This window comes from Salmonella sp. NW38, assembly GCF_051807745.1.
GTDB classification, from domain to species: Bacteria; Pseudomonadota; Gammaproteobacteria; order Enterobacterales; family Enterobacteriaceae; genus Salmonella; species Salmonella enterica.
Genome location: NZ_JAMMTO010000010.1, coordinates 35,044 through 57,686 on the forward strand (window position 1 = coordinate 35,044; position 22,643 = coordinate 57,686).

General features: G+C 48.2%; 45 protein-coding genes and 1 tRNA gene. 31 read left to right on the forward strand and 15 right to left on the reverse strand.

The features are described 5' to 3' along the window. Nucleotides 1–32: 32 nt before the first annotated feature. From NA624_RS17155 to NA624_RS17220, 14 genes are all read right to left on the reverse strand, one after another. The gene (locus tag NA624_RS17155; RefSeq protein WP_000665848.1) at nucleotides 33–614 is read right to left on the reverse strand and encodes a hypothetical protein; all 582 of its coding nucleotides are present in this window, start codon (nucleotides 612–614) and stop codon (nucleotides 33–35) included. After that, nucleotides 611–781, reverse strand: a complete 171-nt coding sequence (locus NA624_RS17160; RefSeq protein ID WP_001214770.1) for a DUF2737 family protein — start codon at nucleotides 779–781, stop codon at nucleotides 611–613. The genes NA624_RS17155 and NA624_RS17160 overlap by 4 nt, the downstream gene beginning before the upstream one ends. Before the next feature lie 10 nt (nucleotides 782–791). Next, nucleotides 792–1,085 carry a phage anti-RecBCD protein gene (locus NA624_RS17165; RefSeq protein WP_001111301.1) on the reverse strand — a complete coding sequence of 98 codons (294 nt, stop codon included), beginning with the start codon at nucleotides 1,083–1,085 and terminating at the stop codon, nucleotides 792–794. 46 nt (nucleotides 1,086–1,131) lie between these two features. Further along, nucleotides 1,132–1,416 (reverse strand): sigma-70 family RNA polymerase sigma factor, encoded by a 285-nt coding sequence (locus NA624_RS17170; protein WP_001253476.1) that lies wholly within the window; start codon nucleotides 1,414–1,416, stop codon nucleotides 1,132–1,134. After that, nucleotides 1,416–2,123, reverse strand: coding sequence for a Rad52/Rad22 family DNA repair protein (locus NA624_RS17175; protein ID WP_001046983.1), 708 nt, complete (start codon nucleotides 2,121–2,123; stop codon nucleotides 1,416–1,418). Before NA624_RS17175 ends, NA624_RS17170 begins: the two co-directional genes overlap by 1 nt. After that, on the reverse strand, nucleotides 2,120–2,263 hold the full coding sequence (locus NA624_RS17180; RefSeq protein WP_000902089.1) for a hypothetical protein: 144 nt from the start codon (nucleotides 2,261–2,263) through the stop codon (nucleotides 2,120–2,122). The genes NA624_RS17175 and NA624_RS17180 overlap by 4 nt, the downstream gene beginning before the upstream one ends. After that, nucleotides 2,253–2,441: a DUF5444 family protein gene (locus NA624_RS17185; protein WP_000156731.1), complete on the reverse strand. Its 189-nt coding sequence runs from the start codon at nucleotides 2,439–2,441 to the stop codon at nucleotides 2,253–2,255. Before NA624_RS17185 ends, NA624_RS17180 begins: the two co-directional genes overlap by 11 nt. Next, nucleotides 2,422–2,580 carry a protease FtsH-inhibitory lysogeny factor CIII gene (locus tag NA624_RS17190; protein ID WP_000141641.1) on the reverse strand — a complete coding sequence of 53 codons (159 nt, stop codon included), beginning with the start codon at nucleotides 2,578–2,580 and terminating at the stop codon, nucleotides 2,422–2,424. The genes NA624_RS17185 and NA624_RS17190 overlap by 20 nt, the downstream gene beginning before the upstream one ends. A gap of 84 nt (nucleotides 2,581–2,664) precedes the next feature. After that, a complete protein-coding gene (locus NA624_RS17195; protein WP_000776962.1) occupies nucleotides 2,665–2,979 on the reverse strand; it encodes a superinfection exclusion protein in 315 nt (104 codons plus the stop codon). A gap of 171 nt (nucleotides 2,980–3,150) precedes the next feature. After that, nucleotides 3,151–3,720 (reverse strand): pentapeptide repeat-containing protein, encoded by a 570-nt coding sequence (locus NA624_RS17200; protein WP_439040279.1) that lies wholly within the window; start codon nucleotides 3,718–3,720, stop codon nucleotides 3,151–3,153. 83 nt (nucleotides 3,721–3,803) lie between these two features. Then, a complete protein-coding gene (locus NA624_RS17205) occupies nucleotides 3,804–4,049 on the reverse strand; it encodes a DUF7446 family protein (protein ID WP_000695605.1) in 246 nt (81 codons plus the stop codon). Between the two features lie 7 nt (nucleotides 4,050–4,056). Continuing rightward, the gene (locus NA624_RS17210; RefSeq protein WP_000216174.1) at nucleotides 4,057–4,389 is read right to left on the reverse strand and encodes a hypothetical protein; all 333 of its coding nucleotides are present in this window, start codon (nucleotides 4,387–4,389) and stop codon (nucleotides 4,057–4,059) included. Nucleotides 4,390–4,417: 28 nt separating this feature from the next. Next, nucleotides 4,418–4,498 (reverse strand) — tRNA-OTHER (locus NA624_RS17215). A gap of 241 nt (nucleotides 4,499–4,739) precedes the next feature. Beyond that, complete coding sequence (locus tag NA624_RS17220; protein ID WP_000856894.1) at nucleotides 4,740–5,402, reverse strand: LexA family protein; 663 nt, start codon at nucleotides 5,400–5,402, stop codon at nucleotides 4,740–4,742. Between the two features lie 118 nt (nucleotides 5,403–5,520). On the opposite strand from NA624_RS17220, the gene NA624_RS17225 reads away from it, so the two are divergent. The 20 genes from NA624_RS17225 (at nucleotide 5,521) to NA624_RS17320 (ending at nucleotide 13,262) form a co-directional block, all read left to right on the forward strand. Further along, on the forward strand, nucleotides 5,521–5,736 hold the full coding sequence (locus NA624_RS17225) for a helix-turn-helix transcriptional regulator (RefSeq protein ID WP_000067726.1): 216 nt from the start codon (nucleotides 5,521–5,523) through the stop codon (nucleotides 5,734–5,736). A gap of 110 nt (nucleotides 5,737–5,846) precedes the next feature. Next, nucleotides 5,847–6,128, forward strand: a complete 282-nt coding sequence (locus NA624_RS17230) for a CII family transcriptional regulator (protein WP_001103492.1) — start codon at nucleotides 5,847–5,849, stop codon at nucleotides 6,126–6,128. Between the two features lie 34 nt (nucleotides 6,129–6,162). After that, nucleotides 6,163–6,309, forward strand: coding sequence for a DUF2740 family protein (locus tag NA624_RS17235; RefSeq protein WP_001125981.1), 147 nt, complete (start codon nucleotides 6,163–6,165; stop codon nucleotides 6,307–6,309). Next, on the forward strand, nucleotides 6,302–7,135 hold the full coding sequence (locus NA624_RS17240) for a replication protein (RefSeq protein WP_000067072.1): 834 nt from the start codon (nucleotides 6,302–6,304) through the stop codon (nucleotides 7,133–7,135). Before NA624_RS17235 ends, NA624_RS17240 begins: the two co-directional genes overlap by 8 nt. Further along, a complete protein-coding gene (locus NA624_RS17245; RefSeq protein WP_001248379.1) occupies nucleotides 7,132–8,508 on the forward strand; it encodes a replicative DNA helicase in 1,377 nt (458 codons plus the stop codon). Before NA624_RS17240 ends, NA624_RS17245 begins: the two co-directional genes overlap by 4 nt. A gap of 72 nt (nucleotides 8,509–8,580) precedes the next feature. Further along, nucleotides 8,581–8,787, forward strand: coding sequence for a hypothetical protein (locus tag NA624_RS17250; protein WP_000248684.1), 207 nt, complete (start codon nucleotides 8,581–8,583; stop codon nucleotides 8,785–8,787). Nucleotides 8,788–8,798: 11 nt separating this feature from the next. Next, a complete protein-coding gene (locus tag NA624_RS17255; protein ID WP_000975822.1) occupies nucleotides 8,799–8,954 on the forward strand; it encodes a hypothetical protein in 156 nt (51 codons plus the stop codon). 11 nt (nucleotides 8,955–8,965) lie between these two features. Continuing rightward, nucleotides 8,966–9,232 (forward strand): hypothetical protein, encoded by a 267-nt coding sequence (locus NA624_RS17260; protein WP_000344564.1) that lies wholly within the window; start codon nucleotides 8,966–8,968, stop codon nucleotides 9,230–9,232. Between the two features lie 2 nt (nucleotides 9,233–9,234). Beyond that, nucleotides 9,235–9,423, forward strand: coding sequence for a hypothetical protein (locus NA624_RS17265; protein ID WP_001277266.1), 189 nt, complete (start codon nucleotides 9,235–9,237; stop codon nucleotides 9,421–9,423). Then, nucleotides 9,380–9,826, forward strand: coding sequence for a recombination protein NinB (locus tag NA624_RS17270; RefSeq protein WP_000815504.1), 447 nt, complete (start codon nucleotides 9,380–9,382; stop codon nucleotides 9,824–9,826). The genes NA624_RS17265 and NA624_RS17270 overlap by 44 nt, the downstream gene beginning before the upstream one ends. Then, entirely contained in the window at nucleotides 9,823–9,996 is a 174-nt protein-coding gene (ninD, locus tag NA624_RS17275) for a protein NinD (protein WP_000679702.1), read from the forward strand. The genes NA624_RS17270 and ninD overlap by 4 nt, the downstream gene beginning before the upstream one ends. Next, the gene (locus NA624_RS17280) at nucleotides 9,963–10,139 is read left to right on the forward strand and encodes a NinE family protein (RefSeq protein ID WP_000113761.1); all 177 of its coding nucleotides are present in this window, start codon (nucleotides 9,963–9,965) and stop codon (nucleotides 10,137–10,139) included. Before ninD ends, NA624_RS17280 begins: the two co-directional genes overlap by 34 nt. Before the next feature lie 2 nt (nucleotides 10,140–10,141). Then, a complete protein-coding gene (locus NA624_RS17285) occupies nucleotides 10,142–10,543 on the forward strand; it encodes a hypothetical protein (RefSeq protein WP_000924597.1) in 402 nt (133 codons plus the stop codon). Continuing rightward, nucleotides 10,536–10,712, forward strand: coding sequence for a protein NinF (locus NA624_RS17290; protein WP_000950997.1), 177 nt, complete (start codon nucleotides 10,536–10,538; stop codon nucleotides 10,710–10,712). The genes NA624_RS17285 and NA624_RS17290 overlap by 8 nt, the downstream gene beginning before the upstream one ends. Further along, on the forward strand, nucleotides 10,705–10,923 hold the full coding sequence (locus NA624_RS17295; protein ID WP_001283993.1) for a hypothetical protein: 219 nt from the start codon (nucleotides 10,705–10,707) through the stop codon (nucleotides 10,921–10,923). Before NA624_RS17290 ends, NA624_RS17295 begins: the two co-directional genes overlap by 8 nt. Then, nucleotides 10,924–11,214: a DUF1364 domain-containing protein gene (locus tag NA624_RS17300; RefSeq protein WP_000002241.1), complete on the forward strand. Its 291-nt coding sequence runs from the start codon at nucleotides 10,924–10,926 to the stop codon at nucleotides 11,212–11,214. Continuing rightward, nucleotides 11,211–11,606 carry a crossover junction endodeoxyribonuclease RusA gene (rusA, locus tag NA624_RS17305; RefSeq protein WP_000861014.1) on the forward strand — a complete coding sequence of 132 codons (396 nt, stop codon included), beginning with the start codon at nucleotides 11,211–11,213 and terminating at the stop codon, nucleotides 11,604–11,606. Before NA624_RS17300 ends, rusA begins: the two co-directional genes overlap by 4 nt. Continuing rightward, a complete protein-coding gene (locus NA624_RS17310; RefSeq protein ID WP_000149882.1) occupies nucleotides 11,603–11,806 on the forward strand; it encodes a phage NinH family protein in 204 nt (67 codons plus the stop codon). Before rusA ends, NA624_RS17310 begins: the two co-directional genes overlap by 4 nt. Before the next feature lie 69 nt (nucleotides 11,807–11,875). Beyond that, nucleotides 11,876–12,499, forward strand: a complete 624-nt coding sequence (locus NA624_RS17315) for an antitermination protein (RefSeq protein WP_001235465.1) — start codon at nucleotides 11,876–11,878, stop codon at nucleotides 12,497–12,499. A 271-nt stretch (nucleotides 12,500–12,770) separates the two neighbouring features. Beyond that, nucleotides 12,771–13,262, forward strand: coding sequence for an HNH endonuclease (locus tag NA624_RS17320; RefSeq protein ID WP_000919141.1), 492 nt, complete (start codon nucleotides 12,771–12,773; stop codon nucleotides 13,260–13,262). Nucleotides 13,263–13,455: 193 nt separating this feature from the next. Here NA624_RS17320 and NA624_RS17325 read toward each other — a convergent pair whose 3' ends face one another. Next, nucleotides 13,456–13,635 carry a hypothetical protein gene (locus NA624_RS17325; RefSeq protein WP_000997682.1) on the reverse strand — a complete coding sequence of 60 codons (180 nt, stop codon included), beginning with the start codon at nucleotides 13,633–13,635 and terminating at the stop codon, nucleotides 13,456–13,458. 324 nt (nucleotides 13,636–13,959) lie between these two features. Between NA624_RS17325 and NA624_RS17330 the strand changes: the two genes are divergently transcribed. The 11 genes from NA624_RS17330 (at nucleotide 13,960) to NA624_RS17380 (ending at nucleotide 22,638) form a co-directional block, all read left to right on the forward strand. Continuing rightward, complete coding sequence (locus NA624_RS17330) at nucleotides 13,960–14,286, forward strand: phage holin, lambda family (RefSeq protein ID WP_000738703.1); 327 nt, start codon at nucleotides 13,960–13,962, stop codon at nucleotides 14,284–14,286. Beyond that, a complete protein-coding gene (locus tag NA624_RS17335) occupies nucleotides 14,270–14,707 on the forward strand; it encodes a lysozyme (RefSeq protein WP_001167369.1) in 438 nt (145 codons plus the stop codon). The genes NA624_RS17330 and NA624_RS17335 overlap by 17 nt, the downstream gene beginning before the upstream one ends. Before the next feature lie 17 nt (nucleotides 14,708–14,724). Continuing rightward, nucleotides 14,725–15,165 carry a lysis protein gene (locus NA624_RS17340; protein WP_031603417.1) on the forward strand — a complete coding sequence of 147 codons (441 nt, stop codon included), beginning with the start codon at nucleotides 14,725–14,727 and terminating at the stop codon, nucleotides 15,163–15,165. 218 nt (nucleotides 15,166–15,383) lie between these two features. After that, nucleotides 15,384–15,905: a KilA-N domain-containing protein gene (locus NA624_RS17345; protein WP_001028471.1), complete on the forward strand. Its 522-nt coding sequence runs from the start codon at nucleotides 15,384–15,386 to the stop codon at nucleotides 15,903–15,905. 464 nt (nucleotides 15,906–16,369) lie between these two features. Further along, nucleotides 16,370–16,801 carry a terminase small subunit gene (locus tag NA624_RS17350; protein WP_000147264.1) on the forward strand — a complete coding sequence of 144 codons (432 nt, stop codon included), beginning with the start codon at nucleotides 16,370–16,372 and terminating at the stop codon, nucleotides 16,799–16,801. Further along, nucleotides 16,785–18,104, forward strand: a complete 1,320-nt coding sequence (locus NA624_RS17355) for a PBSX family phage terminase large subunit (protein WP_000445798.1) — start codon at nucleotides 16,785–16,787, stop codon at nucleotides 18,102–18,104. Before NA624_RS17350 ends, NA624_RS17355 begins: the two co-directional genes overlap by 17 nt. Nucleotides 18,105–18,165: 61 nt before the next feature. Further along, nucleotides 18,166–18,432: a hypothetical protein gene (locus NA624_RS17360; protein WP_000623181.1), complete on the forward strand. Its 267-nt coding sequence runs from the start codon at nucleotides 18,166–18,168 to the stop codon at nucleotides 18,430–18,432. A gap of 240 nt (nucleotides 18,433–18,672) precedes the next feature. Continuing rightward, nucleotides 18,673–20,022, forward strand: coding sequence for an anti-CBASS protein Acb1 family protein (locus NA624_RS17365; protein ID WP_000130169.1), 1,350 nt, complete (start codon nucleotides 18,673–18,675; stop codon nucleotides 20,020–20,022). Further along, on the forward strand, nucleotides 19,982–20,908 hold the full coding sequence (locus NA624_RS17370) for a phage minor head protein (protein ID WP_000256772.1): 927 nt from the start codon (nucleotides 19,982–19,984) through the stop codon (nucleotides 20,906–20,908). Before NA624_RS17365 ends, NA624_RS17370 begins: the two co-directional genes overlap by 41 nt. A gap of 2 nt (nucleotides 20,909–20,910) precedes the next feature. Further along, a complete protein-coding gene (locus NA624_RS17375; protein WP_001122569.1) occupies nucleotides 20,911–22,176 on the forward strand; it encodes a hypothetical protein in 1,266 nt (421 codons plus the stop codon). A gap of 12 nt (nucleotides 22,177–22,188) precedes the next feature. Next, nucleotides 22,189–22,638, forward strand: coding sequence for a gp53 minor capsid family protein (locus NA624_RS17380; protein WP_000092740.1), 450 nt, complete (start codon nucleotides 22,189–22,191; stop codon nucleotides 22,636–22,638). The last annotated feature ends 5 nt before the right edge of the window (nucleotides 22,639–22,643 follow it).

Genomic DNA, 22,643 nt, shown 5'->3' on the forward strand with positions numbered 1-22,643 from the left:
CGGCACTTCGTCGTAATTTGAGGTTCCCGTAATCATGACTGCACTCCTTTGCGAAGCTGGGCGGCGATATCTTCGATAACGCCATCGGCGAATGAGCGATCAAAATCGCCTTCCGGCGCATCAGCCATAAATTCTGTGGAGGTCAGTATCATTCGTGCGATGTCCGCAGCGTTCTTTGCTGTGTCGTCGATAAATCCTGCATCCCATGCGGCCAGCATTCGGTTAGCAACAAAGTAAGCGCCTTCCTTGTGGGCCTTAGCCCGCACCTCAGCCAGAAAAGCGTCAGTGGCTGGGGTCTCAGTGAAATCGTCCACCCACGTATCGCCAACGTCCTCGCACTCGCGACGACAATATTCGTTGAATTCGACATCTGATTTTTTCAGTGCAGTGTTCTCCGCTGCCATCGCCGAAAACTTCTCGTGTGCCAACTTAACAACTGCATTAGCCTGCTTAAGTGACTCCATTGCTTTATCGTTATCCGCCGCTAACGCCGCGTATTTAGCATCAAGTTCCGCATAATCACTATGACGCACCATATCAGTACAGAATGATTCTCCTGTTATTGGTGGTGATAACTGGTCACTGACAATCGTGTATATTTTCACTTCTTTCATTTCTTCCCACTCCGCAACATTGCATTCAGATATTTGTTTTCATTCACTGATGGAAAACTCTTTCTCGCCAGCATTTCTTCGCGTGGAATATCGTTGATGGGCTTGAAGCGGTGTCGAATAATCATTTCAGATGGCAGGATACCGGGGTCATAGGACAAACCTCTCATGATGAATTCCTCAGTTATTGCTGATAGCGCCGTAACGCGAACGGTAATTTTTAAGGCGCGGGTCTATTTCAATGAATTGGGTGTAAGTGGCTTTGCGGAATGGCCGGATGGATGTCTGGTAAATTCGCTCGCGTTCTTCTTTCTCTGCGAGCCACATACAGTGGCGAAATTCCTTTTCCTCTTTCGTTTCCTGCGGTAGTGACATTATCAGGTCGTAGTTTTTTCTGAATTTATCCAGCACCTCCGAGACGGAATTGCCGGAACAGCGGCGCGGGTCATCCGCACCATACAAAGGCGCTGGCATAATTTACTCCAGGGTAGGTTATCCGAATAATGTGGTACGTATAGGGTTATTTCTTTCGTAAACGTGATAGCCTGCTTTTTACCGACTCTTCACTTCGCCCGAGAATTTTTGCTACATTTCTTTGTGTATAGCCTGATGAGATAAGCGTCTGCATTCTTTTGTCTTCGTCGTCGCTCCATCTTGGCTTAACGAATGCCGTTTTTAATGACAGTTTTTTTGCTATGTAATAAAACTGATTTATGTTTAGGCCCAGATGTTCTGCTGCACGGCAAGCTACCATGCGACCGCAAACTGACTCCATCTCAGCTGGAGTTATGTTTAATCTTCTCATTAAGCCACCTGTTTAAGCTCATTTATTCTGATATTCATTACCTGAACGCATTTATCCTGCGCCTCCTCGTTGCCAGCCAATAATTGCCAGTCATGCTGATAACGCTCGATGAGTTTTTTCTTATCAGTTTCTTTCGAAGCATAATCGCTGAAGTCTTTCAGGATTTGTTCGCAGTCAACCGATGGAGATTTCTGGTTGGTATTTTCTGGTGATGGTTGATTGCCTGATGCTGGCATGGCCCAGTTCGGCAGCGATGGAGGGAGCCAGTAAAATCCTGTTCCATCCTTCAGTTTGGCCCTGTGCCATCCTTGTTTCTTATCACTGGATATCTGCGCAAAACCTTCCTCAAGGTTATACAGATACCGACCAATTCCCCACTGAACGGCAGCACGCTTCATTGCGCCGGAGCGACCACCTTTGACGGCTTCTACCTGTGTGTTTTCAGCAGCATCCCATTTAGTTACCCATTCGGAATCAATCTTGATTGATATGCCGCATTCAACGCCACCGTTGTTGGGTATATCGCGGTATTCATTGCGCCATCCTGCTTTGCCGCAAACATCGTCCAGGCGTTTCATGATTGCCCTGTTTGTGACATAAGCCAGCACCAAAGCCCACACTTTGCCATCGCGTGTTTTACCGCTTTGCTGTATTCGCCACTCAATATCTTCAGCTGCGAACGGTTCATCTAACTGATCCAGATTCATGAGTAATACCCCGCAAATTCATCCCAGCTAATAACCGGATTCTGCCGTTCTGCGGCTAAGTTAATTTGCTGCTCCACTTCCTCATCAATTTCAGGAGAAATGAGAGCAATAAATTCTTCATCATCAAAATCATGCAACATGACGCGCCTCCCATTCTTCGTCCTGCCACTTATCCCAACCAAGAGCTATTCCGGCAGCCCATGTATACGCATCAGACATTCCCTGTTTTGTATCCGGAAATACTTTCTCATATAGCTTGTTGAACTCCCTGTTTCCTTGCTGAACAAGAATTGTTCCATTAACAGGCGTAATGGTCATGGCGTGGCACTCCTGGCTGATTAAGAATTTCACCGAGACGTTTCCATCCGGCCCGTAATTTTCTGGTTATACGCTCTAAAAGTGATTCATTAAGTTGGGCGATACCCATGACGGCACCGCCCGCGATAGCAAATGTCATCGTGGGATTCTCCATTTTCATTTATTGGCATAGCTAAAACGCCTCGATATGAAGCGCTGTGGATATGCGATAAAACAGCCGCACTCAGGCGGCGGCTGTTGTTTCTTCTTTCAGGCTTTCGATATATTCACGCGGGTCGTCGTAACACTGGCATTCGCTATACCAATCCACCCAGCGATCCGTAAGCTCCATTTCTTCCAAATCCTGGTCAGTAAGGCTCTCATCCCACATCTCAAGGCCGTTAGCGTTGCAGTAATCAGGTTTGATGTTGTTGTCATACTGAAATGCGTCATAATCAGCCAGTGCATCCATCACTCGCACACCCTCTTCAACACTTGCTACTTCTACAATGAATGGCTTCATAGGAACTTGCGGGATATGCCAGACACGTAATTTCATATTTCCTCCAGGTAAAAAGAATGCCGCCCATATAGAGCGGCAAATAACATCAAGGGATTATTTTTCGATTAACCAGAACGAGTCGTCGTCCTCGCTTGGTTACGAGCGATATTGCTCACATAGCAGACTCGTAAATCTGCTATAGGTGCTTATTCGCTGCCAAAAATACGCTTACCCAGTTACTTCATCTGCATATTCTTTACTTGTTAACCAATCCGGGCGTTCACCTTTACCAATATAGAAATCGATAATGTCAAGAAGACGTGGATAAAATTTAAGAGCTTTACGACCATCCATCTCAGCAATTTCCTGCTTACTATATTTTCTCCATTCCTCAACTGTGTGGTTCTGGCATCCTGCTCGTACATATTCACCGTTCGTTATACTTATGAAGTATTTCTCACCCAGAATTACGAAAGTGAGATCAGGCAGGTCGGCACCGCACAGGTCGGCACCGCACAGGTCGGCACCGCACAGGTCGGCACCGCGCAGGTTGGCACCGCGCAGGTCGGCACCGCACAGGTCGGCACCGCACAGGTCGGCACCGCGCAGGTTGGCACCGTACAGGTCGGCACCGCGCAGGTTGGCACCGCACAGGTAGGCACCGCACAGGTCGGCACCGCGCAGGTTGGCACCGTACAGGTTGGCACCGCGCAGGTTGGCTCTCGATCCGCTCTCATGTATTGAGGTAATCCACACTTTGTGCTCTTCAAGAATCTTCGATAAATCTGCTGAATTCATGTTGTTATTCCTTAAATTTTGGCAATAAAAAAGGCCGCATTGCGACCTGATTAGATATTTGAAGTGAGATAAAAGAAGGCCAACTATGCTTTTCTGGCAAATTCAGCAGGTAGTTCATCAACTATCTGGTGGCTTAGGATTAAATACTTTCCATCCTTCACCACATATGCATACTTCTGATTTTTAATCATCAGATGTTCAGCTACCGCTTTAACTGCTTGCTCAGTAACATCTTCCTTTTTTCCCACCCACATTCCTTTTTCAGTATTCAAGGTTCCCTGAAAAATCTGGCCTGTTAGTGGGCTTGCACCCATAGTTTTGATTTTCATATTCACCTCAAATAAGCGGCTTACTGCTCAGCTTCATGCGCTGAACTGCGTGGATTTTGTTCCCGAGCGGATTAGCGTCCCGGTAGTAAATGCGGTTCTTCTTAACCGCTGTTACTTCAACTTTCTTCTGACGCGTTCCGGAAAGCAAAATGGCTTTGGTAACGCGGTCAATTCTTTTGGCTTTAACTTCCTGAGAAGCATCAGGAGCATCGCAGCCAAAAATTGAATCGATGATATTGCAGATGGTGTCGCGCTCTATGGCTAGCTTTCTGCGCCGCTCATGACGGCGAGTTTTAGCATTGCCTGCAAACGTTGACTTCCCGTAGGTGATAACCGTCATGATTTAATCCTCATGTGAAATGGCTTTGGTGGTGTGACCAGACTTGAACTGGTGACGCGATTCCACGGCTTAGCCCACGAATCCGCTCTACCTGCTGAGCTACACACCGCCAAACCCATCTCGTTTGGTATCTGTTCGCGCTTTGTCAGCGCATCATCGAAGTTAAAGAGCGTTGCCTTTCCGTTTGGCTACCAGCGTCCTGCTGATGGCTAAACAATACAAAATGTACTTAACATCGTCAATACAAAATGTACTGAAAATTGATAAATAAATACTATGTGTATGAAATTGAATGGAAAAAATATTTTGGTATTAAAAAACCCGCATAAGCGGGCTAGGGGAGGGAATTGTTAGAGGCCTTGCCATTTTGCTTCAATGACAACACCGATAATGCGGCAATTTCCGTTTATGGGGATCATGTGATAGCTGGGGTTTAACGGTTTAAGATATTTCTGTCCAGCGTCAACAATATATTTCTTGAAGGTTGCCTCGTTTTCAGACTCAAGCTTTGCCACCACGAGTCTTCCATTAGTCGGTTCGATAGCCGGATCAACAAGAATTTGCATTCCTTCCGGTATGCTTAATCCTGTGGGAGATGTCATAGAGTCGCCACGAACGGTTAGCCAGAATGACCTTTCGCTTGCATGTGCAGTTGTCTCAGGCCACACCTCTATTTCTCGGAGTTGGTAAGGTTCAATAGCCTCACACCAGTTACCTGCGCTCACCCAGCTAATCAGGGGAAATCTCCTTATTTCTGTGTGTGGACGAGGACTTGAAACATTGTTCAGGTTGGAGTCTGGATAATCAACCATCCCATCAGAACTTAATACTAGCTCCTTCAATCCTAGCTGCTTCATGATCGCTGCAATATCTTCAATACTTGGTTCGCGGCGGCCATTAAGCCAATGACCTATCGCCCCCTGAGTCTTACCGAGAGCTTCAGCAAGTTTATCCTGGGTTAGGCCTATTTGTTTCATTCTGGCTTTCGCCAGCTCATTCCACGGTGTCTTCATGCGCCGATTATTACGAGATGTATTGACTGTGACAACACACATATTGTATTAATTACCTTGCTTTTATTTAGTACGAAATGTATTATTAGGTTACGTACCATCCTGAGGAGATATACCGATGAGCAATCTTCGGAAAATCCGGGAAACCATGAAGGTATCCCAGGCCGTTCTGGCCGAAAAGGTTGGGTGTACTCAGGGAGCAATTGGTCATTACGAATCAGGGCGACGCCATCCGGATTTGAGAATGTGCCGCCAGCTCGTAGAGGCGCTCAACAGTTTTGGCGCGAATGTTCAGTTAGACGATGTGTTCCCACCTGAACTTAATGCTGCCTAAGTAGTACCGCTCTTTACCAATCTGAACCGCCGACAACGCGGTAAATCTATTAAGCGGATTTGCGTGTATTTGCGAATCCAACTCTATCTAATTTCTAAGGAATATTTTGAATGAACGTAGTTGCAACTAAAAGCAAGAAGGCGGCTCGCATTGAGTCCACTTTACTCAACAAGTTAGCCATGATGGGACAGAAGACATTCGCTAAAGCTATGGGTGTTCCTGAATACCAGGTAAGCCGATGGAAGAACGGTTTCTTCTCTCAGGTCAGCATGATGCTTGCGGTTCTGGAGTATGGAATCGAAGACGAGGAAATGGCAGAGCTCACCAGGCGACTTGCTACCTACCTGACAAAAGAAAAAGCCCCGAAGAACGGCGAATTCTTCGAGGCCTGATGTAGAAATACTGGATCAATCCACAGGAGTAATTATGCCAAAACAACTCAGTCCTGACCAGGACAAATTACACAAAAACATACTACGTGATCGGTTCTTATCCAGCTTCAAACAGCCTGGTCGATTTCGGGCTGAGTTGGAGAAAGTGAAGCTAATACTGAAGAGGAAAGGTCATGAGTAATCTTGCAACAGTTACACCGATAAAACCTCATCTGGAGGTTGTGGAGCATCGCGTGGCAGAACTCGACGATGGCTACACCCGGACTGCAAATACACTGCTGGAAGCTGTCATGCTTTCTGGGCTTACTCAACATCAGCTACTGATTGTTATGGCTGTGTGGCGCAAGACATACGGTTATAACAAAAAAATAGATTGGATCGGAAATGAACAGTTCGCTGAACTCACTGGCATGGCGCCAACCAAATGTTCTTCCGCCAAAAACGAGCTTATCAGAATGGGAGTTCTCACTCAGGTGGGGCGTCAGGTTGGTATGAATAAAAATATTTCCGAGTGGAAGACGAAGGTTAACGGATTCGGTAAAACATTTACCAGATCGGTAAAACTAACCTTCACCAAATCGGTAAAAACCAATTTACCGAATCAGTCAAACACAAAAGACAATATACAAAAGACAATAAATACAAATACCCCCTTACCCCCTAACGGGGGCGGCAATGAGCAGGTTAAACCTGAACGTCGCAAGGCAGAACGAATCGACTATGAATCCTTCCTGAACGCCTACAACACCGAAGTTGGTGACAGACTTCCACATGCTGTTTCGGTCAACGAGAAACGGAAACGCCGCATGAAGAAAATCATCCCGCAACTGAAAACGCCAAACGTGGACGGTTTCAGGGCGTATGTCAGGGCGTTTGTGCATCAGGCCAAGCCGTTTTACTTCGGAGACAACGACACAGGCTGGACGGCCGATTTTGATTACCTGCTGAGGGAAGATTCGTTAACGGGAGTTCGGGAAGGGAAGTTTGCAGACAGGGGGATTGCATGAGACAGGATATCGAAGCGAGCGTTATCGGTGGCTTGCTGATTGGTGGATTAACACCAACCGCGAGTGACGTTCTGGCAACGCTGGAGCCTGAAGCATTCTCAATTCCGCTTTACCGGAAAGCTTTTGAAATTATTCGAAAGCAGGCCAGAAACAGGAACCTGATTGATGGACTGATGGTGGCCGAGGAGTGCGGGGATGAATACGCAACGGCGGTGATGATGACTGCGCGGTCATGTCCCAGCGCTGCAAACCTGAAAGGTTATGCCGGAATGGTTGCAGACAGTTATCAACGGCGTCAGGTTCTACAGCTATTGGATGAGATGCGAGAGCCCATCAGTAACGGCACGCTGGATGCTTCTGGTAGAGCGATGGACGATCTAGTTAAGCGCCTTTCAGCCATCAGGAAGCCACGTGACGAGGTTAAACCTGTGCGACTGGGGGAAATTATCAGTGATTACACTGACACGCTTGACAGGCGTCTGAGGAACGGAGAAGAGTCGGATACCCTGAAGACCGGAATCGAAGAGCTTGACGCTATCACCGGAGGGATGAACGCAGAAGACCTTGTGATTATTGCTGCTCGTCCAGGTATGGGTAAAACCGAACTGGCGCTGAAGATAGCCGAAGGCGTGGCAGGTCGTGTTATTCCTGGTTCTGGCGTCCGGCGCGGTGTGTTGATTTTCTCGATGGAAATGAGCGCCATTCAGGTTGTTGAGAGAGGGATTGCCGGCGCAGGAATGATGTCGGTCAGTGTGCTGCGTAACCCGTCACGTATGGACGATGAAGGATGGGCGAGAGTTGCAAGCGGGATGAAGTTGCTGGCAGATCTGGATGTGTGGGTAGTTGACGCATCGCGTTTGTCTGTCGAAGAAATCAGGTCCATTTCCGAACGTCACAAGCAGGAGCATCCTAATCTGTCACTGATTATGGCTGACTATCTCGGGCTAATTGAGAAACCAAAAGCGGAACGTAATGACCTCGCCATAGCACATATCTCCGGTAGCCTGAAAGCGATGGCGAAAGACCTGAAAACTCCAGTTATCTCCCTAAGCCAGCTCTCCCGCGATGTTGAGAAGCGGCCAAACAAGCGCCCGACAAACGCAGATTTGCGGGATTCAGGAAGCATTGAACAGGACGCAGACTCAATCATCATGCTCTATCGGGAAGCGGTATATGACGAGAACAGTAGCGCCGCGCCATTTGCTGAAATCATCGTGACGAAAAACCGTTTTGGCTCGCTTGGTACGGTTTACCAGCGGTTCTGCAACGGACACTTTGTTGCATGTGACCAGGATGAAGCCAGACAGATTTGCACAGCATCAAATGCACCTGCTGCGCGTGGCAGACGATATGCACAAGGGGCTGACGTATGACCATCTACATCACTGAGCTAATAACAGGCCTGCTGGTAATCGCAGGCCTTTTTATTTGGGGGAGAGGGAAGCATGGTTAATTGGATGCTCGTCGCCATCAAATGCATTGGCGTTGGATGGATTCTTCTGACGTTTTTTATTGTTCTGCGTAGCTACATTAGCCTTGTTAATGGCGGTAAAGACCCATTCTCTATGTTGTTTGGTGCTGCGTTTACCTGGGTACTTATCGGAATTGTACCTGTAGCGATAGCAAAAATGGCGTGGTGTTTTATCAACTAAAAGTGAGAGTAATGATGAAAATATCCGAGATTAACTATTCAGTGATTTTTGACGCGCTTAAAGCGTATTACGAAGTGGAAGAAGATGACTCAGTATGGGAAATATTTAATCAGGCAGATGACCAGATTGAAGAAATCGCTAATGCACTGAAAGTGTTAGGCGAGTGATGGAGAGGAATATGGACGAATCAAGAAAGCAGTTTGAAGAATGGTTTAAAAACAAATATCACGTTTCAAGTGACGTGATGAAGATTATGCATATCAAGGTCGAGATTGCATGGGAGTCGTGGCAGGCATCGCGAGCAGCTATTGAAATTAATTTGCAAAAGCCAAAGCGAGGACCACTTTACGGTGATTATCACATTGGCTATGACTCAGGTGCAGAATCACAATACGAAAGCGATGTAGAGGCCATCCGTGCCGCTGGAATCAAAGTGAAGGAGTGAGTATGAGCGCATACGAAGAAATCATGTTAGCCCTGCGATTCTTTTTCGATGTGGAAGAAGATGAAAACGTAAAAAAGATTATTGGCTACGACCGTGACCCGATAGGCACTATTTCTGCCGCACTTGACGATTACAGGAGCGTGGAAGATGAAGCAAACATACCTGCTTCGCAACGAAGCAATCAGAAATAACGCCATAGACGCCATTCTCTCACTACCCATCGACGACAAGTCACCCCACGAAGTCCACGTCAAAGAACCTAAGCGAACCAAAGCGCAGAACGACCGTATGTGGCCGATGCTTCAGGACGTCTCCCGTCAGGTGCCTTGGCATGGTCAACGACTGTCTCCGGAAGACTGGAAAGACATCTTCACCGCGCTGTGGCTCAAGACTAAAAAGCTGGAGCAAAGAAGCGTACCAGGTATTGATGGCGGTGTTGTTCTTCTTGGGGTGCGTACCAGCAAGATGAGGAAGGCGAGCATGACAGAGCTTATCGAAATTATGTTCTGGTTCGGCTCAGAACGTAACGTGCGATGGAGTGATGATTCCCGGCGAGAGTACGAGTGGTCAAAACGAACAGGGAGAGTTGCATGAAACACTGCTACCGCTGCGGAGAAAGCAAAGACGATTATCGATTCCGGCCAAATCAACCTTATTGGCACCAATGGTGTATCAGATGTGAGCGGTCGCCAGTAGGTAATTTCCCGCTGCCAGAGACGAAGGAGGACGTATGGCACGACAGCGACGAAGTATCACCGACATAATCTGCGAAAACTGCAAATACCTTCCAACGAAATGCTCCAGAAATAAACGCAAGCCAATCCCAAAAGAATCTGACGTAAAAACCTTCAACTACACGGCTCACTTGTGGGATATCCGGTGGCTAAGACATCGTGCGAGGAAATGACAATGCTTTTAATTCAACCAGGATTTGGCCTGAGCATCAAAAAAGGGCACATGTTTGGCGAGAAAGAGTCTCAACGAAAAATGGTGTCTATCCGGTTGCCATTTATCAGTATTTATTGGTTAAACAGGGAGGCAACAAATTATTGGTATACATGCGCGCGTGCCGCATTTAATGACCCTGACTGGTTTATTGAAAACCATCATGCAGTTCGTCAGGCGAAACGAAAATCCACCATAACAAAAATGAAAGCGTATCGGGACGCTTGGGAAGAACATAGAAATCGATACCAAAAGGACATTGAAAAGCTGAAATCAGAAAACACTGAGATAAAACGAAGGCTAGGGGAAGCGAAAAGGGATATTGATGCCTATAAGCGGCTTGTAGGTGGTGATAGCCATGCTTAGCCCAACTCAAATCATGCAATACCAGAAAGAAAGCGTCGATCGAGCTTTAACGTGCGCTAACTGCGGTCAGAAGCTGCATGTGCTGGAAGTTCATGTATGTGAAGCGTGCTGCGCAGAACTGATGAGCGATCCGAATAGCTCAATGTACGAGGAAGAAGACGATGAGTGATTCGTTTAGTAGCTCTGATTATTTGTATTTTGTTTTAGTACCTGTGGCAGAAGTATTCCGCTCTCGATTTCCTGAAGGCTCAGCACCATTTAATGCCATTCGCACTTACTCAAAATGCAGAGTGAAATTTACAGGTAAGCGGCTGGAAAGAGAGTGGCAGGAATTCTGCAAAAAACATGACCTAAAAAATGACCCTGAACTGGAGTATTAAATGGCTAACTTACGCAAAGAAGCGCGCGGCAGAGAATGCCAGGTACGTATTTATGGCGTATGTAATGGCAATCCTGAAACTACAGTTCTGGCACATTACCGGATGGCTGGAATTTGCGGAACGGGGATGAAGCCTGACGACCTGATCGGTGCATGGGCTTGTAGCGCGTGTCACGATGAAATCGATCGACGAACCCATATTCTCGACAACAAAGACGCCAGACTTTACCACCTCGAAGGCGTGATCAGGACGCAGGCGATACTGCTGAAGGAGGGGAAGATTAAGGCATGAAAACATACCGAATAAAATTGCCGTGGCCTCCTTCAAACAACCGATATTGGCGACACTCAAGAGGGATCCACTACATCAGCGATTGGGGAAAGCGATACCGAAAAGAAGTAATCGAAATAATCCAGCAACAACAGTTAGATATCAAAATAACACCACGCATCAGAATCACCATCCACGCAGCACCTCCCGATAACCGCAAACGCGACCTAGACAATTTGCCAAAGGCCGTTTTTGACGCACTCACCAGTGCGGGATTCTGGCTGGATGACGGTCAGATAGACGATATGCGTATCAAGCGCTGTCAGGCGATTAAAGGAGGGATGCTTGTGCTGGTAGTGACTGAGACGTGCGGAAATTTGCCAATGATTACGGAACTACTGGAGGCCGCATGACACACACTATCAAAACCATTCCAGACATGCTCATAGAGACATATGGAAACCAGACAGAAGTAGCACGGCGCTTATCGTGCCACCGCAACACAGTCAGGCGTTATCTGTACGACAAAGAAGCCAGGTATCACGCCATCGTTAACGGCGTTTTAATGATTCATCAGGGCGGGAGAGGTATCTATGACCGTAACCAGCATTAACCAGGCCAAACAGCAGCGTGAACTGGTGAACCGGCTTGGATTGAACAAGCCGTCGGGAGGCAATGCTGCATGAGACTCGAAAGCGTAGCTAAATTTCATTCGCCAAAAAGCCCGATGATGAGTGACTCACCGCGGGCTACGGCTTCTGACTCTCTTTCCGGTACTGATGTGATGGCTGCTATGGGGATGGCGCAATCACAAGCCGGATTCGGAATGGCTGCATTCTGCGGTAAGCACGAACTCAGCCAGAACGACAAACAAAAGGCTATCAACTATCTGATGCAATTTGCACACAAGGTATCGGGGAAATACCGCGGTGTGGCAAAGCTTGAAGGAAATACTAAGGCAAAGGTACTGCAAGTGCTCGCAACATTTGCTTATGCTGATTATTGCCGTAGTGCTGCGACGCCGGGAGCAAGATGCAGAGATTGTCACGGTACAGGCCGGGCGGTTGATATTTCCAAAACTGAACAGTGGGGAAGAGTTGTTGAGAAGGAGTGCGGAAGATGCAAGGGCGTCGGCTATTCAAGGGTGCCGGCAAGCGCCGCATATCGCGCCATAACGATGCTAATCCCAAACCTTACCCAACCAACCTGGTCACGCACTGTTAAGCCGCTGTATGACGCTTTGGTGGTGCAATGCCACAAGGAAGAGTCAATCGCAGACAATATTTTGAATGCGGTCACGCGTTAATAGCATGATTGCCACGGATGGCAACATATTAACAGCATGATATTGACTTTTTGAATAAAGTTGGGTAAATTTGACTCAAGAATGGCAGATTTATATCAGTTCACATTCTTTCAGTTTTTACCCACCTCATCTTTAAGTTCTAAGCGCACTGACATGCGCATCATAAACTCGAGAGCACATAGGAATAGAGCCTGAGAAATATCGCTTTTGGCGACTTCTCTCGTGGTGATATTTCTATGTCAGCAGGCTCTAATATCTATGTGGTTCGCCTATGTTAAAACGTGAAGATGCATTGAGACTTTTTAATTACAATCCAGATACTGGAATTCTTACATGGAAGAATCCACCTCGGTCTTCTAGATTTATCTATGGCGCTGTTGTTGGCTATAAAACAAATGGATATCTGCAGGTAAAACTTTATGGAATGCGGCTATATGTCCATAGAATTGCATGGCTGATGGTTTACAATGATTGGCCAACCGATGTGATTGACCATATTAATGGTGATAGGTCTGATAACCGGATAGCCAATCTTCGTGTTGTTACTAACACTCAAAACTCATGGAACAGCAAGATGAGGAAAAACAATTCATCTGGTGTGAAGGGGGTGACTTTTAATTCTGCTGCAAACAAGTGGGTTGGAAGAATTAGGGTCAATGGTAAAAGGGTTCATGTGGGGTGTTTTGACGATATCGAGGAGGCGAGAAAGGCAATGGAAAATGCCAGGATAAAATATCATGGTGAATTCTCCAGTATGGGATAGATGGGTTAATTCGCTCGTTGTGGTAGTGAGATGAAAAGAGGCGGCGCTTACTACCGATTCCGCCTAGTTGGTATCTTCGACGCATCGTCTGGTACTCCAACCATCACAGGCTGAGAGGTCTGTAAAAGTTGACGCAGTACTGGTTGCAAATGTGACCATAGAAGCCCCGCAGAGATGTGGGGCTTTTGTTTTCTTACTTTAATAATTCCTGAGCTTCAACGATCAGTTCGGCATGTCTTTTCATTAGTGGTTCGATAAGATTTTGCTTGTTCTCATCAGAGAACGTTGACATAGATATCTCTAAAGTCTTGTCGGCGATTTCTTGAAGAGTTGCATGTATTGTGTTGAGTCTTCTCGTTTTAAAGTCGTTCATTAATGTTTATCCCTTTACTATGTGAATGCCGAAAATAACACGACATTTCTGAAAGCACATCAAATCAAATACCAGACAGACAAAAATAATCACCTTATCCGCTGTGGCTACGGTGCGGTGTACTTTGCATAAAAGAAAACCCGCGCAATGGCGGGCTTCGTGAAAATGGGCGGCAAGAGACTGCGCTAACAGCCCCCTGCCTGATTTGCTCATGCCATTAGTCACGAACAAACCACGTTACTAATCACTGTATCCTGGATTTGTTCTTTCCAATATCAACCAATTCATAACATTGAACAAATCCTCACGGCTGTGAGGTAAGACATGAAAAAGATGCCAGAAAAACATGATCTGTTAACCGCCATGATGGCGGCAAAGGAGCAGGGCATCGGGGCCATCCTTGCGTTTGCAATGGCGTACCTTCGCGGTCGGTATAATGGCGGTGCGTTTAAGAAAACACTAATAGACGCAACGATGTGCGCCATTATCGCCTGGTTCATTCGTGACCTTTTAGTCTTCGCCGGACTGAGTAGTAATCTTGCTTACATAGCGAGTGTATTTATCGGCTACATCGGCACAGACTCGATTGGTTCGCTAATCAAACGCTTCGCTGCTAAAAAAGCCGGAGTCGATGATGCAAATCAGCAGTAACGGAATCACCATATTAAAACGTGAAGAAGGTGAGAGTCTAAAAGCCTATCCAGATAGCAGGGGGATACCAACCATTGGGGTTGGGCATACCGGAAAAGTGGATGGTAATCCTGTCGTATCAGGGATGACAATCACATCCGAAAAATCGTCTGAACTGCTTAAAGAGGATTTGCAGTGGGTTGAAGATGCGATAAGTAGTCTTGTTCGCGTCCAGCTGAATCAGAACCAGTATGATGCACTATGTAGCCTGATATTCAATATAGGTAAATCAGCATTTGCTGGCTCTACCGTTCTGCGCCAGTTGAATTTAAAGAATTACCAGGCAGCGGCAGATGCTTTCCTGCTATGGAAAAAAGCTGGTAAAGACCCTGATATTCTCCTTCCACGGAGGCGGCGAGAAAGGGCGCTGTTCCTGTCATGATGTTCAACTGGAAAGCGATGTTTGTTGGCCTGTTGCTCGTCTCTCTAATTGTTGCTGTTCGGCTGGCAAATCACTACCGCAATAACGCTATCACTTACAAGGACCAGCGCGACACCGCTACCCACAAGCTGACACTGGCGAACGCGACAATTACCGACATGATGAAGCGCCAGCGTGACGTTGCCGCCCTAGATGCCAGATATACAAAGGAGCTTGCTGATGCTAACGCGACTATCGAAAGTCTCCGTGCTGATGTTTCTGCTGGTCGTAAGCGCCTGCAAGTCGCCGCCACCTGTGCAAAGTCAACGACCGGATCCAGCGGCATGGGCGATGGAGAAAGCCCAAGACTTACAGCAGATGCTGAACTCAATTATTACCGTCTCCGAAGTGGAATCGACAGGATAACCGCGCAGGTTAACTACCTGCAGGAGTACATCAGGAGTCAGTGCTTAAAATAATTTTAATTTCACTGAAATTTAACAAGTGACTTTCAGGAAAATGCCTCGCAGATGCGGGGCGTTTTTGTATAGGTGTTTCACCGCGCACCGCAGCGCACAACAACCACCGAACCTGACCCTTTGGAATGGGCCTTTGAGGATACCAGTTAGTGCTGGCGAGCCTCGGTGGGCTGGTTTCCTGTGCGGCAAAGGTTCATTTCAAATGGTAGGTAAACGTTATGAATATCGTGCCACTTAATTACAAAGGTGAAGTTGTCAGTTTCAACACTGATGGTTGGATCAACGTTACAGGTGTTGCTGAGAGATTTGGGAAACGCATTGATAACTGGATGCGTTTGGCAGAAACGCTTGAATACGTTCGTGCTTTAGACGAAGCGTTGACCGGGAAAGAATCTCAAATTTTACATCCCTCACAATCGAGGTATGTAAAAACCAGCAAGGCACGAAAGGACAGAGGTGGTGGTACGTGGCTACATCCAAAACTTTCAGTTGCATTTGCCCGTTGGTGTGATGCTCGTTTTGCTGTGTGGTGCGACCTGCACATTGATAGTCTGCTTCGCGGTGAACTGACTGAGCAGCAGAAATATGAGCAAGCGTGTCGCATTCGTGATGACCGGAAATCAAAAGCCAGCAATGGAGCAAGAGAGATGGCTCGCTGGCGATGGGATAAGCCGGTCATTGAAGCCAATGTTGAGTTCTGGCGCGAGCAACTACAGTTGACTCTCGATATCGCGTGCTGATGGTAAACGCAAAACTGTGTTATCGGAAAAATCAAAGAATTACGAGAACTGCTAAACGGCTATCCATTACAAAGCCTATCTACGGGTGGGCTTGATAATGAAACCTGAGTTTATTTCCTGTCAAACAATATTCAATTAGCAGCAGTACAGATAAACAACCCAAGCCAGTAAGTGAGGAAATAACAGCGTTGTATCGTCGCAGTATCACCGCATTAACAATGACCGCAGCCCTCAATGGGAAATCCTTCTGCGTGAGTGTGCAATGATAATCAATAACGATGCATACCGGGGTTTGCAGCTTTTACGATGGCTGGTTTATCCCTCATTGCTCGCCATCTCGATGCGGGGGTAGAAGAAATCGAGAGTGTTTTACAGAGCTTTCTATCGTAAAGGCTCGATAAAGCAGAATATGTTTTATGTGTGCCTGTAGGCATGATACTCAATAACTAGTGGAATATTCCAATATGACAGGTCTGACAATTAAGCAAGAAGCTTTCTGTCAGGCATACATCGAAACGGGTAATGCTTCTGAGGCTTATCGGACGGCGTATGCTGCTGACAAGATGAAGCCGGAGGCAGTACATGTTCAAGCATGTAAGTTGCAGGATAACCCTAAGATAGCCCTAAGGATAAAAGAATTGAGGGGCGAGATTAAGCAACGCCATAACGTCACCGTCGATTCTCTCCTCGCTGAACTGGAAGAGGCCAGACAAAAAGCCTTAAGCGCCGAGACGCCACAATCATCTGCAGCTGTAGCGGCGACAATGGGCAAGGCTAAGCTGGTCGGCCTTGATAAGCAGATTATCGATCACACCTCATCTGATGGAACTATGGCAACGAAGCCAACCACTATTCGCCTGGTAGGAGTTGACCCAGCAAATGGAAAGCCAAGTTGACCTCCAGATACCTGCCAAGTTAGTTCCTGTATTCGCGACAGAAGGAATCCGTTATCGTGGCGCTCACGGCGGACGTGGATCTGCTAAGACGCGTACTTTTGCACTAATGACTGCCGTCAAAGCGTACCAAGCGGCAGAAGCCAATATCAGTGGAGTTATCCTGTGCGCTCGAGAATACATGAACTCGCTGGAAGAATCCTCCATGGAGGAGGTAAAGCAGGCAATTCGCTCCGTGGCGTGGCTTGATGATTACTTCGACATTGGAGAGAAATACATCAGGACAAAGAATCGCAAGGTCAGCTATGTATTCTGCGGTCTTCGCCATAACCTAGACAGCATCAAATCAAAAGCGCGAATTCTTGTAGCCTGGGTTGACGAGGCCGAGTCCGTTTCTTCGACTGCGTGGAAAAAGCTTCGCCCGACCGTTCGTGAAGAAGGCTCAGAAATCTGGGTTACGTGGAACCCGGAGAAGGACGGCAGCGCCACCGACAAACTTTTCAGAAAGAATCCCCCAAAAAGCTCAATTATTGTCGAGATGAACTATGTCGACAATCCATGGTTCCCTGCTGTGCTTGAGGAAGAGCGACAGGAAGACTTGGCAAACCTTGATTACGCAGATTACGCGTGGATATGGGAGGGGGCTTACCTCGAAAACTCAGATAAGCAGGTGCTGGCTAACAAATACATCGTGCAGAGCTTCGAAGACAATCTATGGAGGAAATCAGAGCGCTTGCTGTTCGGTGCTGACTTCGGATTCGCGAAAGACCCCAGCACGCTTATTCGCATGTTCATTCTGGATAACAACCTCTACATCGAATACGAGGCCTACGGCAATGGCGTAGAGCTCGACGATATGTGGAAGTTTTATGCAGGCAAAACCGATGCCACGCCGAAACAGCTTGAGGACTGGGAGGTCACTGACGATGCGAAATTCCCCGGTATCCCTGAAGCGCGTAAATGGCCCATCAAAGCCGACAACTCTAGGCCAGAAACTATCAGCCATATCAAAGGGCAGGGATTCAATATCTCAGCTGCTCAGAAATGGCAGGGTAGCGTAGAGGACGGCATCACCTTCCTACGTGGATTTAAGAAGATCATCATCCATCCTCGCTGTAAAGAAACGGCGAAAGAGGCGCGGCTTTACTCGTACAAAACAGACCGTATCACTGGCGAAGTCTTGCCGATTATCGAGGATAAGAACAACCACTGCTGGGATGGAATCCGGTACGGTCTGGACGGGTATATCAAACGCAAACCTAAATCGATGGGGATGATGATTCCTAAGCGCCTTCAGGGCAGATAGCTTGAACATAAAAATCCACCGGTTATATTGGTATTCTTCATCACTGGAAAAGGATAGCGATATGATCTCTGGACTTCATCACTTTGATTCATGGCTTTCTCGTAGCACCTGGTACACTCTTCATCCCGATGAAGAAAAACTCTTCTATCTGGCGTTAAAAAAAATTATTGCGGAAAATCCAGGTGTATTGATCCACGAGCAGTACGTGAGGGATTACATTTTAAACAAAAAAGTCTCAACATTGGCTGATGATACCCTCAAGCAAGCTGCCAAAAAATATGGGAAGCTAGCTGAAGATATTTCAGATTACGTATTGAACACACAGTGAAATATCTTTAAATGTACAGGTCGCTACGGCGGCCTTTTTTATTGCCTGAAATTCACTAATGAGGACTCGGCGTGACCGAATATTGGTGCAGTGCATGCGGAAAGATCATCCGCTTCGATTATGTTTCGCTACTGTATTACAACCCAAGGCATTGCCGGTCGCTGACGCTCAGAAAGGTTGAATCATTCAATCCGGCAAAAGGACCAAAAATCCCACCGATGAAACGCTAACGGATAAACCATGACTGACAAATTAACTCTCGCCGTCAACCATGCGTTGAACGATGCGCGGATGGCACGCGCCCGTATGGGGTTGATGGTGCCGACGATGGGGTTGGATAATAAGCGCCATTCCGCATGGTGCGAATACGGCTTCCCTGAGCTGGTCACCTACGAAAACCTCTACTCCCTGTACCGGCGCGGTGGTATTGCCCACGGTGCTGTAGAGAAGCTTGTTGGCAAGTGCTGGCAGACCAACCCGGAAATCATTGAGGGTGACGATGCCGACGATAGCGAAGACGAAACCGCCTGGGAGAAAAAGTCCAAACAGGTATTCACCAACCGATTATGGCGCTCATTCGCTGAGGCGGATCGCCGTCGTCTTGTCGGGCGATATGCCGGAATCCTGCTGCACATCCGAGATGGAAAAGACTGGAATCTGCCTGCCACTAAAGGTCGTGGGCTACAGAAGGTTTCCGTGTCATGGGCTGGGTCGTTGAAGGTTGGCGAGTGGGACACTGGCATTAACTCGAAGACATACGGCCAGCCGAAGATGTGGAAGTACACCGAACGGTTGCCGAATGGTTCAAGCCGCCGTGTGGATATTCACCCTGACCGAGTATTCATCCTGGGTGATTACTCAGAAGATGCAATCGGATTCCTTGAACCAGCATATAACGCCTTTGTCAGTCTGGAGAAGGTGGAAGGTGGTTCAGGTGAGTCGTTCCTGAAGAACGCTGCACGCCAGCTTAATGTCAACTTCGAAAAGGAAATCGACTTCACAAATCTGGCGTCGCTGTATGGCGTGAGTATCGATGAACTACAGGATAAGTTTAACGAAGTTGCCGGGGAAATTAACCGTGGTAACGACGTGCTAATGACCACACAGGGGGCGACAGTTACACCCCTCGTTACATCAGTTGCGGACCCTACAGCAACATACAACGTGAACCTCCAGACAGCAGCCGCAGGGGTAGATATTCCTACGCGAATTCTGGTTGGTAATCAGCAGGCAGAACGTTCAAGTACTGAAGACCAAAAATATTTCAACGCCCGATGTCAGTCTCGCCGCGTAGACCTGTCATTCGAGATAGAGGACTTCTGCGACAAGCTCATTGAGCTGCAGATTATCGACTCCGTCAGCCAGAAAGCGGTGATATGGGATAACCTGAACGAACAGACCGGTACTGAAAAGCTCACCAACGCCAAGACCATGGGCGAGATTAACCAGACCATGCTGGGCAGCGGTGACAACCCGGCGTTTAGCCGTGAGGAGATTCGCACAGCTGCTGGCTATGACAATGATGACGAAGAGCCGTTAGGAGAAGAGGATGGTGACGAAGAGGGCAAAGCCACCGATTCTGCCGCGTAACTATCAGGATCCGACCGGAGCCGATGCGCTGGAACGCCGGGCAATGAAAGACTTCTCCAGGCGGATGAATAAGATTGGCAAAGCGTACAAATCAGCACTCGACAAAATACCTTCCTCCCTCGCAGTAAACGCCAGATACGAATACCAGCTAAACCCAACGCTGCTCTCCATCATCCTGAACGATGCCAGTTACCTGGTAGACCAGGTGCTGCTTGATGGTAACGAATACGACCTGTGGTTTTACGAGTACATCGACCTGGCTGCTGAGAAAGGGACAGGGCAAGCCTTCTACAACCTCAGCCAGCAATCACCTGTGTATGCAGCGGGACGCGAGTCACTGGCGGCAATCCTCGCGAGTGACCCGTATCAGCAACGTATGGCGCTGGTACATGCGCGTGTGTTTGAGGAAATGAAGGGGCTGAGCGCTGACGTTAAGCGCGATATGGCGCGCGTGCTGACTGATGGAGTGGGGCGAGGTCTTAATCCGCTGGATATTGCCAGGAACCTTACTGCACAGACTGGCATCGAGAAGCGCAGGGCTAACCGTATAGCGCGAACCGAAGTGACTACCGCGCTGCGTCGAGCCAAGTGGGATGAAGACCAGGAGGCGAATGACCTCTTCGGCCTGAAAACGCTTCTGGTTCACATCTCGGCGCTGTCACCGACAACGCGACACACCCACGCCGTGCGCCATGCTCACCTCTACACAAATGAAGAGGTTCGTGAATGGTATGCAAAGGATGCGAACAGTATCAACTGCAAATGCAGCCAACAGTCAGTTCTGGTTGACGACGATGGAAGGCCTCAGTTCCCAGACACCATTACCAAAATCAAACAAGAATATAAATCGATGCAGGCGCGCGGTTACGCTTGGGCGGAGAAATAACTATGCCTATTCAGGTAAACATCACCACGAAGGTGAACAGCCAGTCTATCAGGCGCGAAACATACAACGGGCGTGAGCACCTGGTGCTGCCGAGCTACACGCTGCCGGCGAACGTCGTAATGAATGGCGGGCTGTACACGCAAGAGCAAATCGACGCCCACTATAAAGGGCTGGAAGGCACCCTGGCACCGCTTGGGCATCCTCAGGTTAACGGTCAGTTTGTTTCTGCTTTCTCGCCTGAGGGGATTAACGCAGGCCATATCGGCGCGTGGAACCGCAACGTTAAGAAGTCCGGTAATCGCATCTACCTCGAAAAGTGGGTTGATGTGGCCCGCGCCAGCGAGTCTGAAGGTGGCAGGGAACTGCTTGAACGTGTCGCTGCCATTGAGCGCGGTGAAGACGTTCCGCCGATTCATACCAGTGTTGCCGCATTCCTCGACCAGCTTGAGCCCAACGATCAGCAGCGCGCCACAGGTGCTGAGTGGGTGGCAGATATCCACGGTATGGACCACGACGCGATCCTGCTGCACGAAGTTGGAGCCGCTACTCCGGAGCAGGGCGTTGGCCTGATGGTTAACGCTGATCTGGCGCAGCCGCTTAAGGCGAACTCAGGCGCGCTGGTGGGAGAATCCTACCGGGAGCGCGAGCAGCGCCTCGATCGCGCAGCCAAAGCGAAGTTTGCGGCGGGCGCGGATGAATATGCCTGGGTGGCTGATTTCACTGATTCTCAGGCGGTAATCGTCAGAAATGGCGGTACTGCTGAGGTATTTGGCTACAAGTCAGATGGCGGCGCAATCACCTTCGACGACACCGGAACGTCAGTCGCACGACAGGAATCATGGGTGGCTATCGTCGCCAACAAATTCAAATCTCTTTTCACACCGCAGGAGCAGCCTGCAACAAACCACAAAACGGAGGGCGACATGCCTTTAACCAAAGAAGAACTGGAACAACTCGGCAGCATGGTTAGCGAGGCCGTTGCCACCAATACCGAAAAAGCGATCAAGCCTCTCGCAGAAAAGGTAGATGCGTTGCAGGCCAACCAGCAGCAATTGGCTGAAACTCTGACTGCCAACTCCCGCGCAGAAGAGAAAGCCAAGCGTGAAGCGGTGGCGAAAGTTCACGGCGAGATCGTGGCTAACGCTCTTTCAGGCGAAGCACTGGATGCGATGTTTAAAACAATCGGTGAATCCGCGCCGCTGGGTACCAACTCTGCGCAACAGCAGAAAGAAACCGGTGCACCTGCCGCATCTGAATACTTCAAATAAGGAGCCTGGATAATGTCACGTTATCGTCGCGTTAATATCGACGGGAAATCGCTCTACAAGACCGAAACCCGTCTCACCGCCGCAGAACTACTGCCAGGCACCGCCGTCACTATTAACGGTGATGGTAAGTTCGCACAAGCCACAGCATTAACTGGCCGCATGTACATTATTGATTGTGCTTATCATCAGGGGCTTGGCATTCGTGATGCCGTTCCTGCTGGCGATTCTGCTGTTGGCAACTATGTCGAAGAAGGTCGTGAACTTGCGCTTCTGTGTGTACCTGGTGCGTACAAGAAGGACAGCCCGATTAAGCTTGGCGCGGCTGGTCAATTCACACTGGCAACTGGCGACACCGATTCAGTAATCGGCTACAGCCAGGACGAGTTCACCATCGCAGCCAGCACCACCGACTTCATTCGCGTTCGTATGCGCGTTGGCACTGCTGCCGCTGCAGGCGCGTAACAAAA

Excerpts from the sequence above, each read along its gene's own strand:
- NA624_RS17155 (WP_000665848.1), bottom strand. The coding sequence starts at position 614 with ATGAAAGAAGTGAAAATATACACGATTGTCAGTGACCAGTTATCACCA.
- NA624_RS17160 (WP_001214770.1), bottom strand. The coding sequence starts at position 781 with ATGAGAGGTTTGTCCTATGACCCCGGTATCCTGCCATCTGAAATGATT.
- NA624_RS17165 (WP_001111301.1), bottom strand. The coding sequence starts at position 1,085 with ATGCCAGCGCCTTTGTATGGTGCGGATGACCCGCGCCGCTGTTCCGGC.
- NA624_RS17170 (WP_001253476.1), bottom strand. The coding sequence starts at position 1,416 with ATGAGAAGATTAAACATAACTCCAGCTGAGATGGAGTCAGTTTGCGGT.
- NA624_RS17175 (WP_001046983.1), bottom strand. The coding sequence starts at position 2,123 with ATGAATCTGGATCAGTTAGATGAACCGTTCGCAGCTGAAGATATTGAG.
- NA624_RS17180 (WP_000902089.1), bottom strand. The coding sequence starts at position 2,263 with ATGTTGCATGATTTTGATGATGAAGAATTTATTGCTCTCATTTCTCCT.
- NA624_RS17185 (WP_000156731.1), bottom strand. The coding sequence starts at position 2,441 with ATGACCATTACGCCTGTTAATGGAACAATTCTTGTTCAGCAAGGAAAC.
- NA624_RS17190 (WP_000141641.1), bottom strand. The coding sequence starts at position 2,580 with ATGACATTTGCTATCGCGGGCGGTGCCGTCATGGGTATCGCCCAACTT.
- NA624_RS17195 (WP_000776962.1), bottom strand. The coding sequence starts at position 2,979 with ATGAAATTACGTGTCTGGCATATCCCGCAAGTTCCTATGAAGCCATTC.
- NA624_RS17200 (WP_439040279.1), bottom strand. The coding sequence starts at position 3,720 with ATGAATTCAGCAGATTTATCGAAGATTCTTGAAGAGCACAAAGTGTGG.
- NA624_RS17205 (WP_000695605.1), bottom strand. The coding sequence starts at position 4,049 with ATGAAAATCAAAACTATGGGTGCAAGCCCACTAACAGGCCAGATTTTT.
- NA624_RS17210 (WP_000216174.1), bottom strand. The coding sequence starts at position 4,389 with ATGACGGTTATCACCTACGGGAAGTCAACGTTTGCAGGCAATGCTAAA.
- NA624_RS17220 (WP_000856894.1), bottom strand. The coding sequence starts at position 5,402 with ATGAAGACACCGTGGAATGAGCTGGCGAAAGCCAGAATGAAACAAATA.
- NA624_RS17225 (WP_000067726.1), top strand. The coding sequence starts at position 5,521 with ATGAGCAATCTTCGGAAAATCCGGGAAACCATGAAGGTATCCCAGGCC.
- NA624_RS17230 (WP_001103492.1), top strand. The coding sequence starts at position 5,847 with ATGAACGTAGTTGCAACTAAAAGCAAGAAGGCGGCTCGCATTGAGTCC.
- NA624_RS17235 (WP_001125981.1), top strand. The coding sequence starts at position 6,163 with ATGCCAAAACAACTCAGTCCTGACCAGGACAAATTACACAAAAACATA.
- NA624_RS17240 (WP_000067072.1), top strand. The coding sequence starts at position 6,302 with ATGAGTAATCTTGCAACAGTTACACCGATAAAACCTCATCTGGAGGTT.
- NA624_RS17245 (WP_001248379.1), top strand. The coding sequence starts at position 7,132 with ATGAGACAGGATATCGAAGCGAGCGTTATCGGTGGCTTGCTGATTGGT.
- NA624_RS17250 (WP_000248684.1), top strand. The coding sequence starts at position 8,581 with ATGGTTAATTGGATGCTCGTCGCCATCAAATGCATTGGCGTTGGATGG.
- NA624_RS17255 (WP_000975822.1), top strand. The coding sequence starts at position 8,799 with ATGATGAAAATATCCGAGATTAACTATTCAGTGATTTTTGACGCGCTT.
- NA624_RS17260 (WP_000344564.1), top strand. The coding sequence starts at position 8,966 with ATGGACGAATCAAGAAAGCAGTTTGAAGAATGGTTTAAAAACAAATAT.
- NA624_RS17265 (WP_001277266.1), top strand. The coding sequence starts at position 9,235 with ATGAGCGCATACGAAGAAATCATGTTAGCCCTGCGATTCTTTTTCGAT.
- NA624_RS17270 (WP_000815504.1), top strand. The coding sequence starts at position 9,380 with ATGAAGCAAACATACCTGCTTCGCAACGAAGCAATCAGAAATAACGCC.
- ninD (WP_000679702.1), top strand. The coding sequence starts at position 9,823 with ATGAAACACTGCTACCGCTGCGGAGAAAGCAAAGACGATTATCGATTC.
- NA624_RS17280 (WP_000113761.1), top strand. The coding sequence starts at position 9,963 with ATGGCACGACAGCGACGAAGTATCACCGACATAATCTGCGAAAACTGC.
- NA624_RS17285 (WP_000924597.1), top strand. The coding sequence starts at position 10,142 with ATGCTTTTAATTCAACCAGGATTTGGCCTGAGCATCAAAAAAGGGCAC.
- NA624_RS17290 (WP_000950997.1), top strand. The coding sequence starts at position 10,536 with ATGCTTAGCCCAACTCAAATCATGCAATACCAGAAAGAAAGCGTCGAT.
- NA624_RS17295 (WP_001283993.1), top strand. The coding sequence starts at position 10,705 with ATGAGTGATTCGTTTAGTAGCTCTGATTATTTGTATTTTGTTTTAGTA.
- NA624_RS17300 (WP_000002241.1), top strand. The coding sequence starts at position 10,924 with ATGGCTAACTTACGCAAAGAAGCGCGCGGCAGAGAATGCCAGGTACGT.
- rusA (WP_000861014.1), top strand. The coding sequence starts at position 11,211 with ATGAAAACATACCGAATAAAATTGCCGTGGCCTCCTTCAAACAACCGA.
- NA624_RS17310 (WP_000149882.1), top strand. The coding sequence starts at position 11,603 with ATGACACACACTATCAAAACCATTCCAGACATGCTCATAGAGACATAT.
- NA624_RS17315 (WP_001235465.1), top strand. The coding sequence starts at position 11,876 with ATGAGACTCGAAAGCGTAGCTAAATTTCATTCGCCAAAAAGCCCGATG.
- NA624_RS17320 (WP_000919141.1), top strand. The coding sequence starts at position 12,771 with ATGTTAAAACGTGAAGATGCATTGAGACTTTTTAATTACAATCCAGAT.
- NA624_RS17325 (WP_000997682.1), bottom strand. The coding sequence starts at position 13,635 with ATGAACGACTTTAAAACGAGAAGACTCAACACAATACATGCAACTCTT.
- NA624_RS17330 (WP_000738703.1), top strand. The coding sequence starts at position 13,960 with ATGAAAAAGATGCCAGAAAAACATGATCTGTTAACCGCCATGATGGCG.
- NA624_RS17335 (WP_001167369.1), top strand. The coding sequence starts at position 14,270 with ATGCAAATCAGCAGTAACGGAATCACCATATTAAAACGTGAAGAAGGT.
- NA624_RS17340 (WP_031603417.1), top strand. The coding sequence starts at position 14,725 with ATGTTTGTTGGCCTGTTGCTCGTCTCTCTAATTGTTGCTGTTCGGCTG.
- NA624_RS17345 (WP_001028471.1), top strand. The coding sequence starts at position 15,384 with ATGAATATCGTGCCACTTAATTACAAAGGTGAAGTTGTCAGTTTCAAC.
- NA624_RS17350 (WP_000147264.1), top strand. The coding sequence starts at position 16,370 with ATGACAGGTCTGACAATTAAGCAAGAAGCTTTCTGTCAGGCATACATC.
- NA624_RS17355 (WP_000445798.1), top strand. The coding sequence starts at position 16,785 with ATGGAAAGCCAAGTTGACCTCCAGATACCTGCCAAGTTAGTTCCTGTA.
- NA624_RS17360 (WP_000623181.1), top strand. The coding sequence starts at position 18,166 with ATGATCTCTGGACTTCATCACTTTGATTCATGGCTTTCTCGTAGCACC.
- NA624_RS17365 (WP_000130169.1), top strand. The coding sequence starts at position 18,673 with ATGACTGACAAATTAACTCTCGCCGTCAACCATGCGTTGAACGATGCG.
- NA624_RS17370 (WP_000256772.1), top strand. The coding sequence starts at position 19,982 with ATGGTGACGAAGAGGGCAAAGCCACCGATTCTGCCGCGTAACTATCAG.
- NA624_RS17375 (WP_001122569.1), top strand. The coding sequence starts at position 20,911 with ATGCCTATTCAGGTAAACATCACCACGAAGGTGAACAGCCAGTCTATC.
- NA624_RS17380 (WP_000092740.1), top strand. The coding sequence starts at position 22,189 with ATGTCACGTTATCGTCGCGTTAATATCGACGGGAAATCGCTCTACAAG.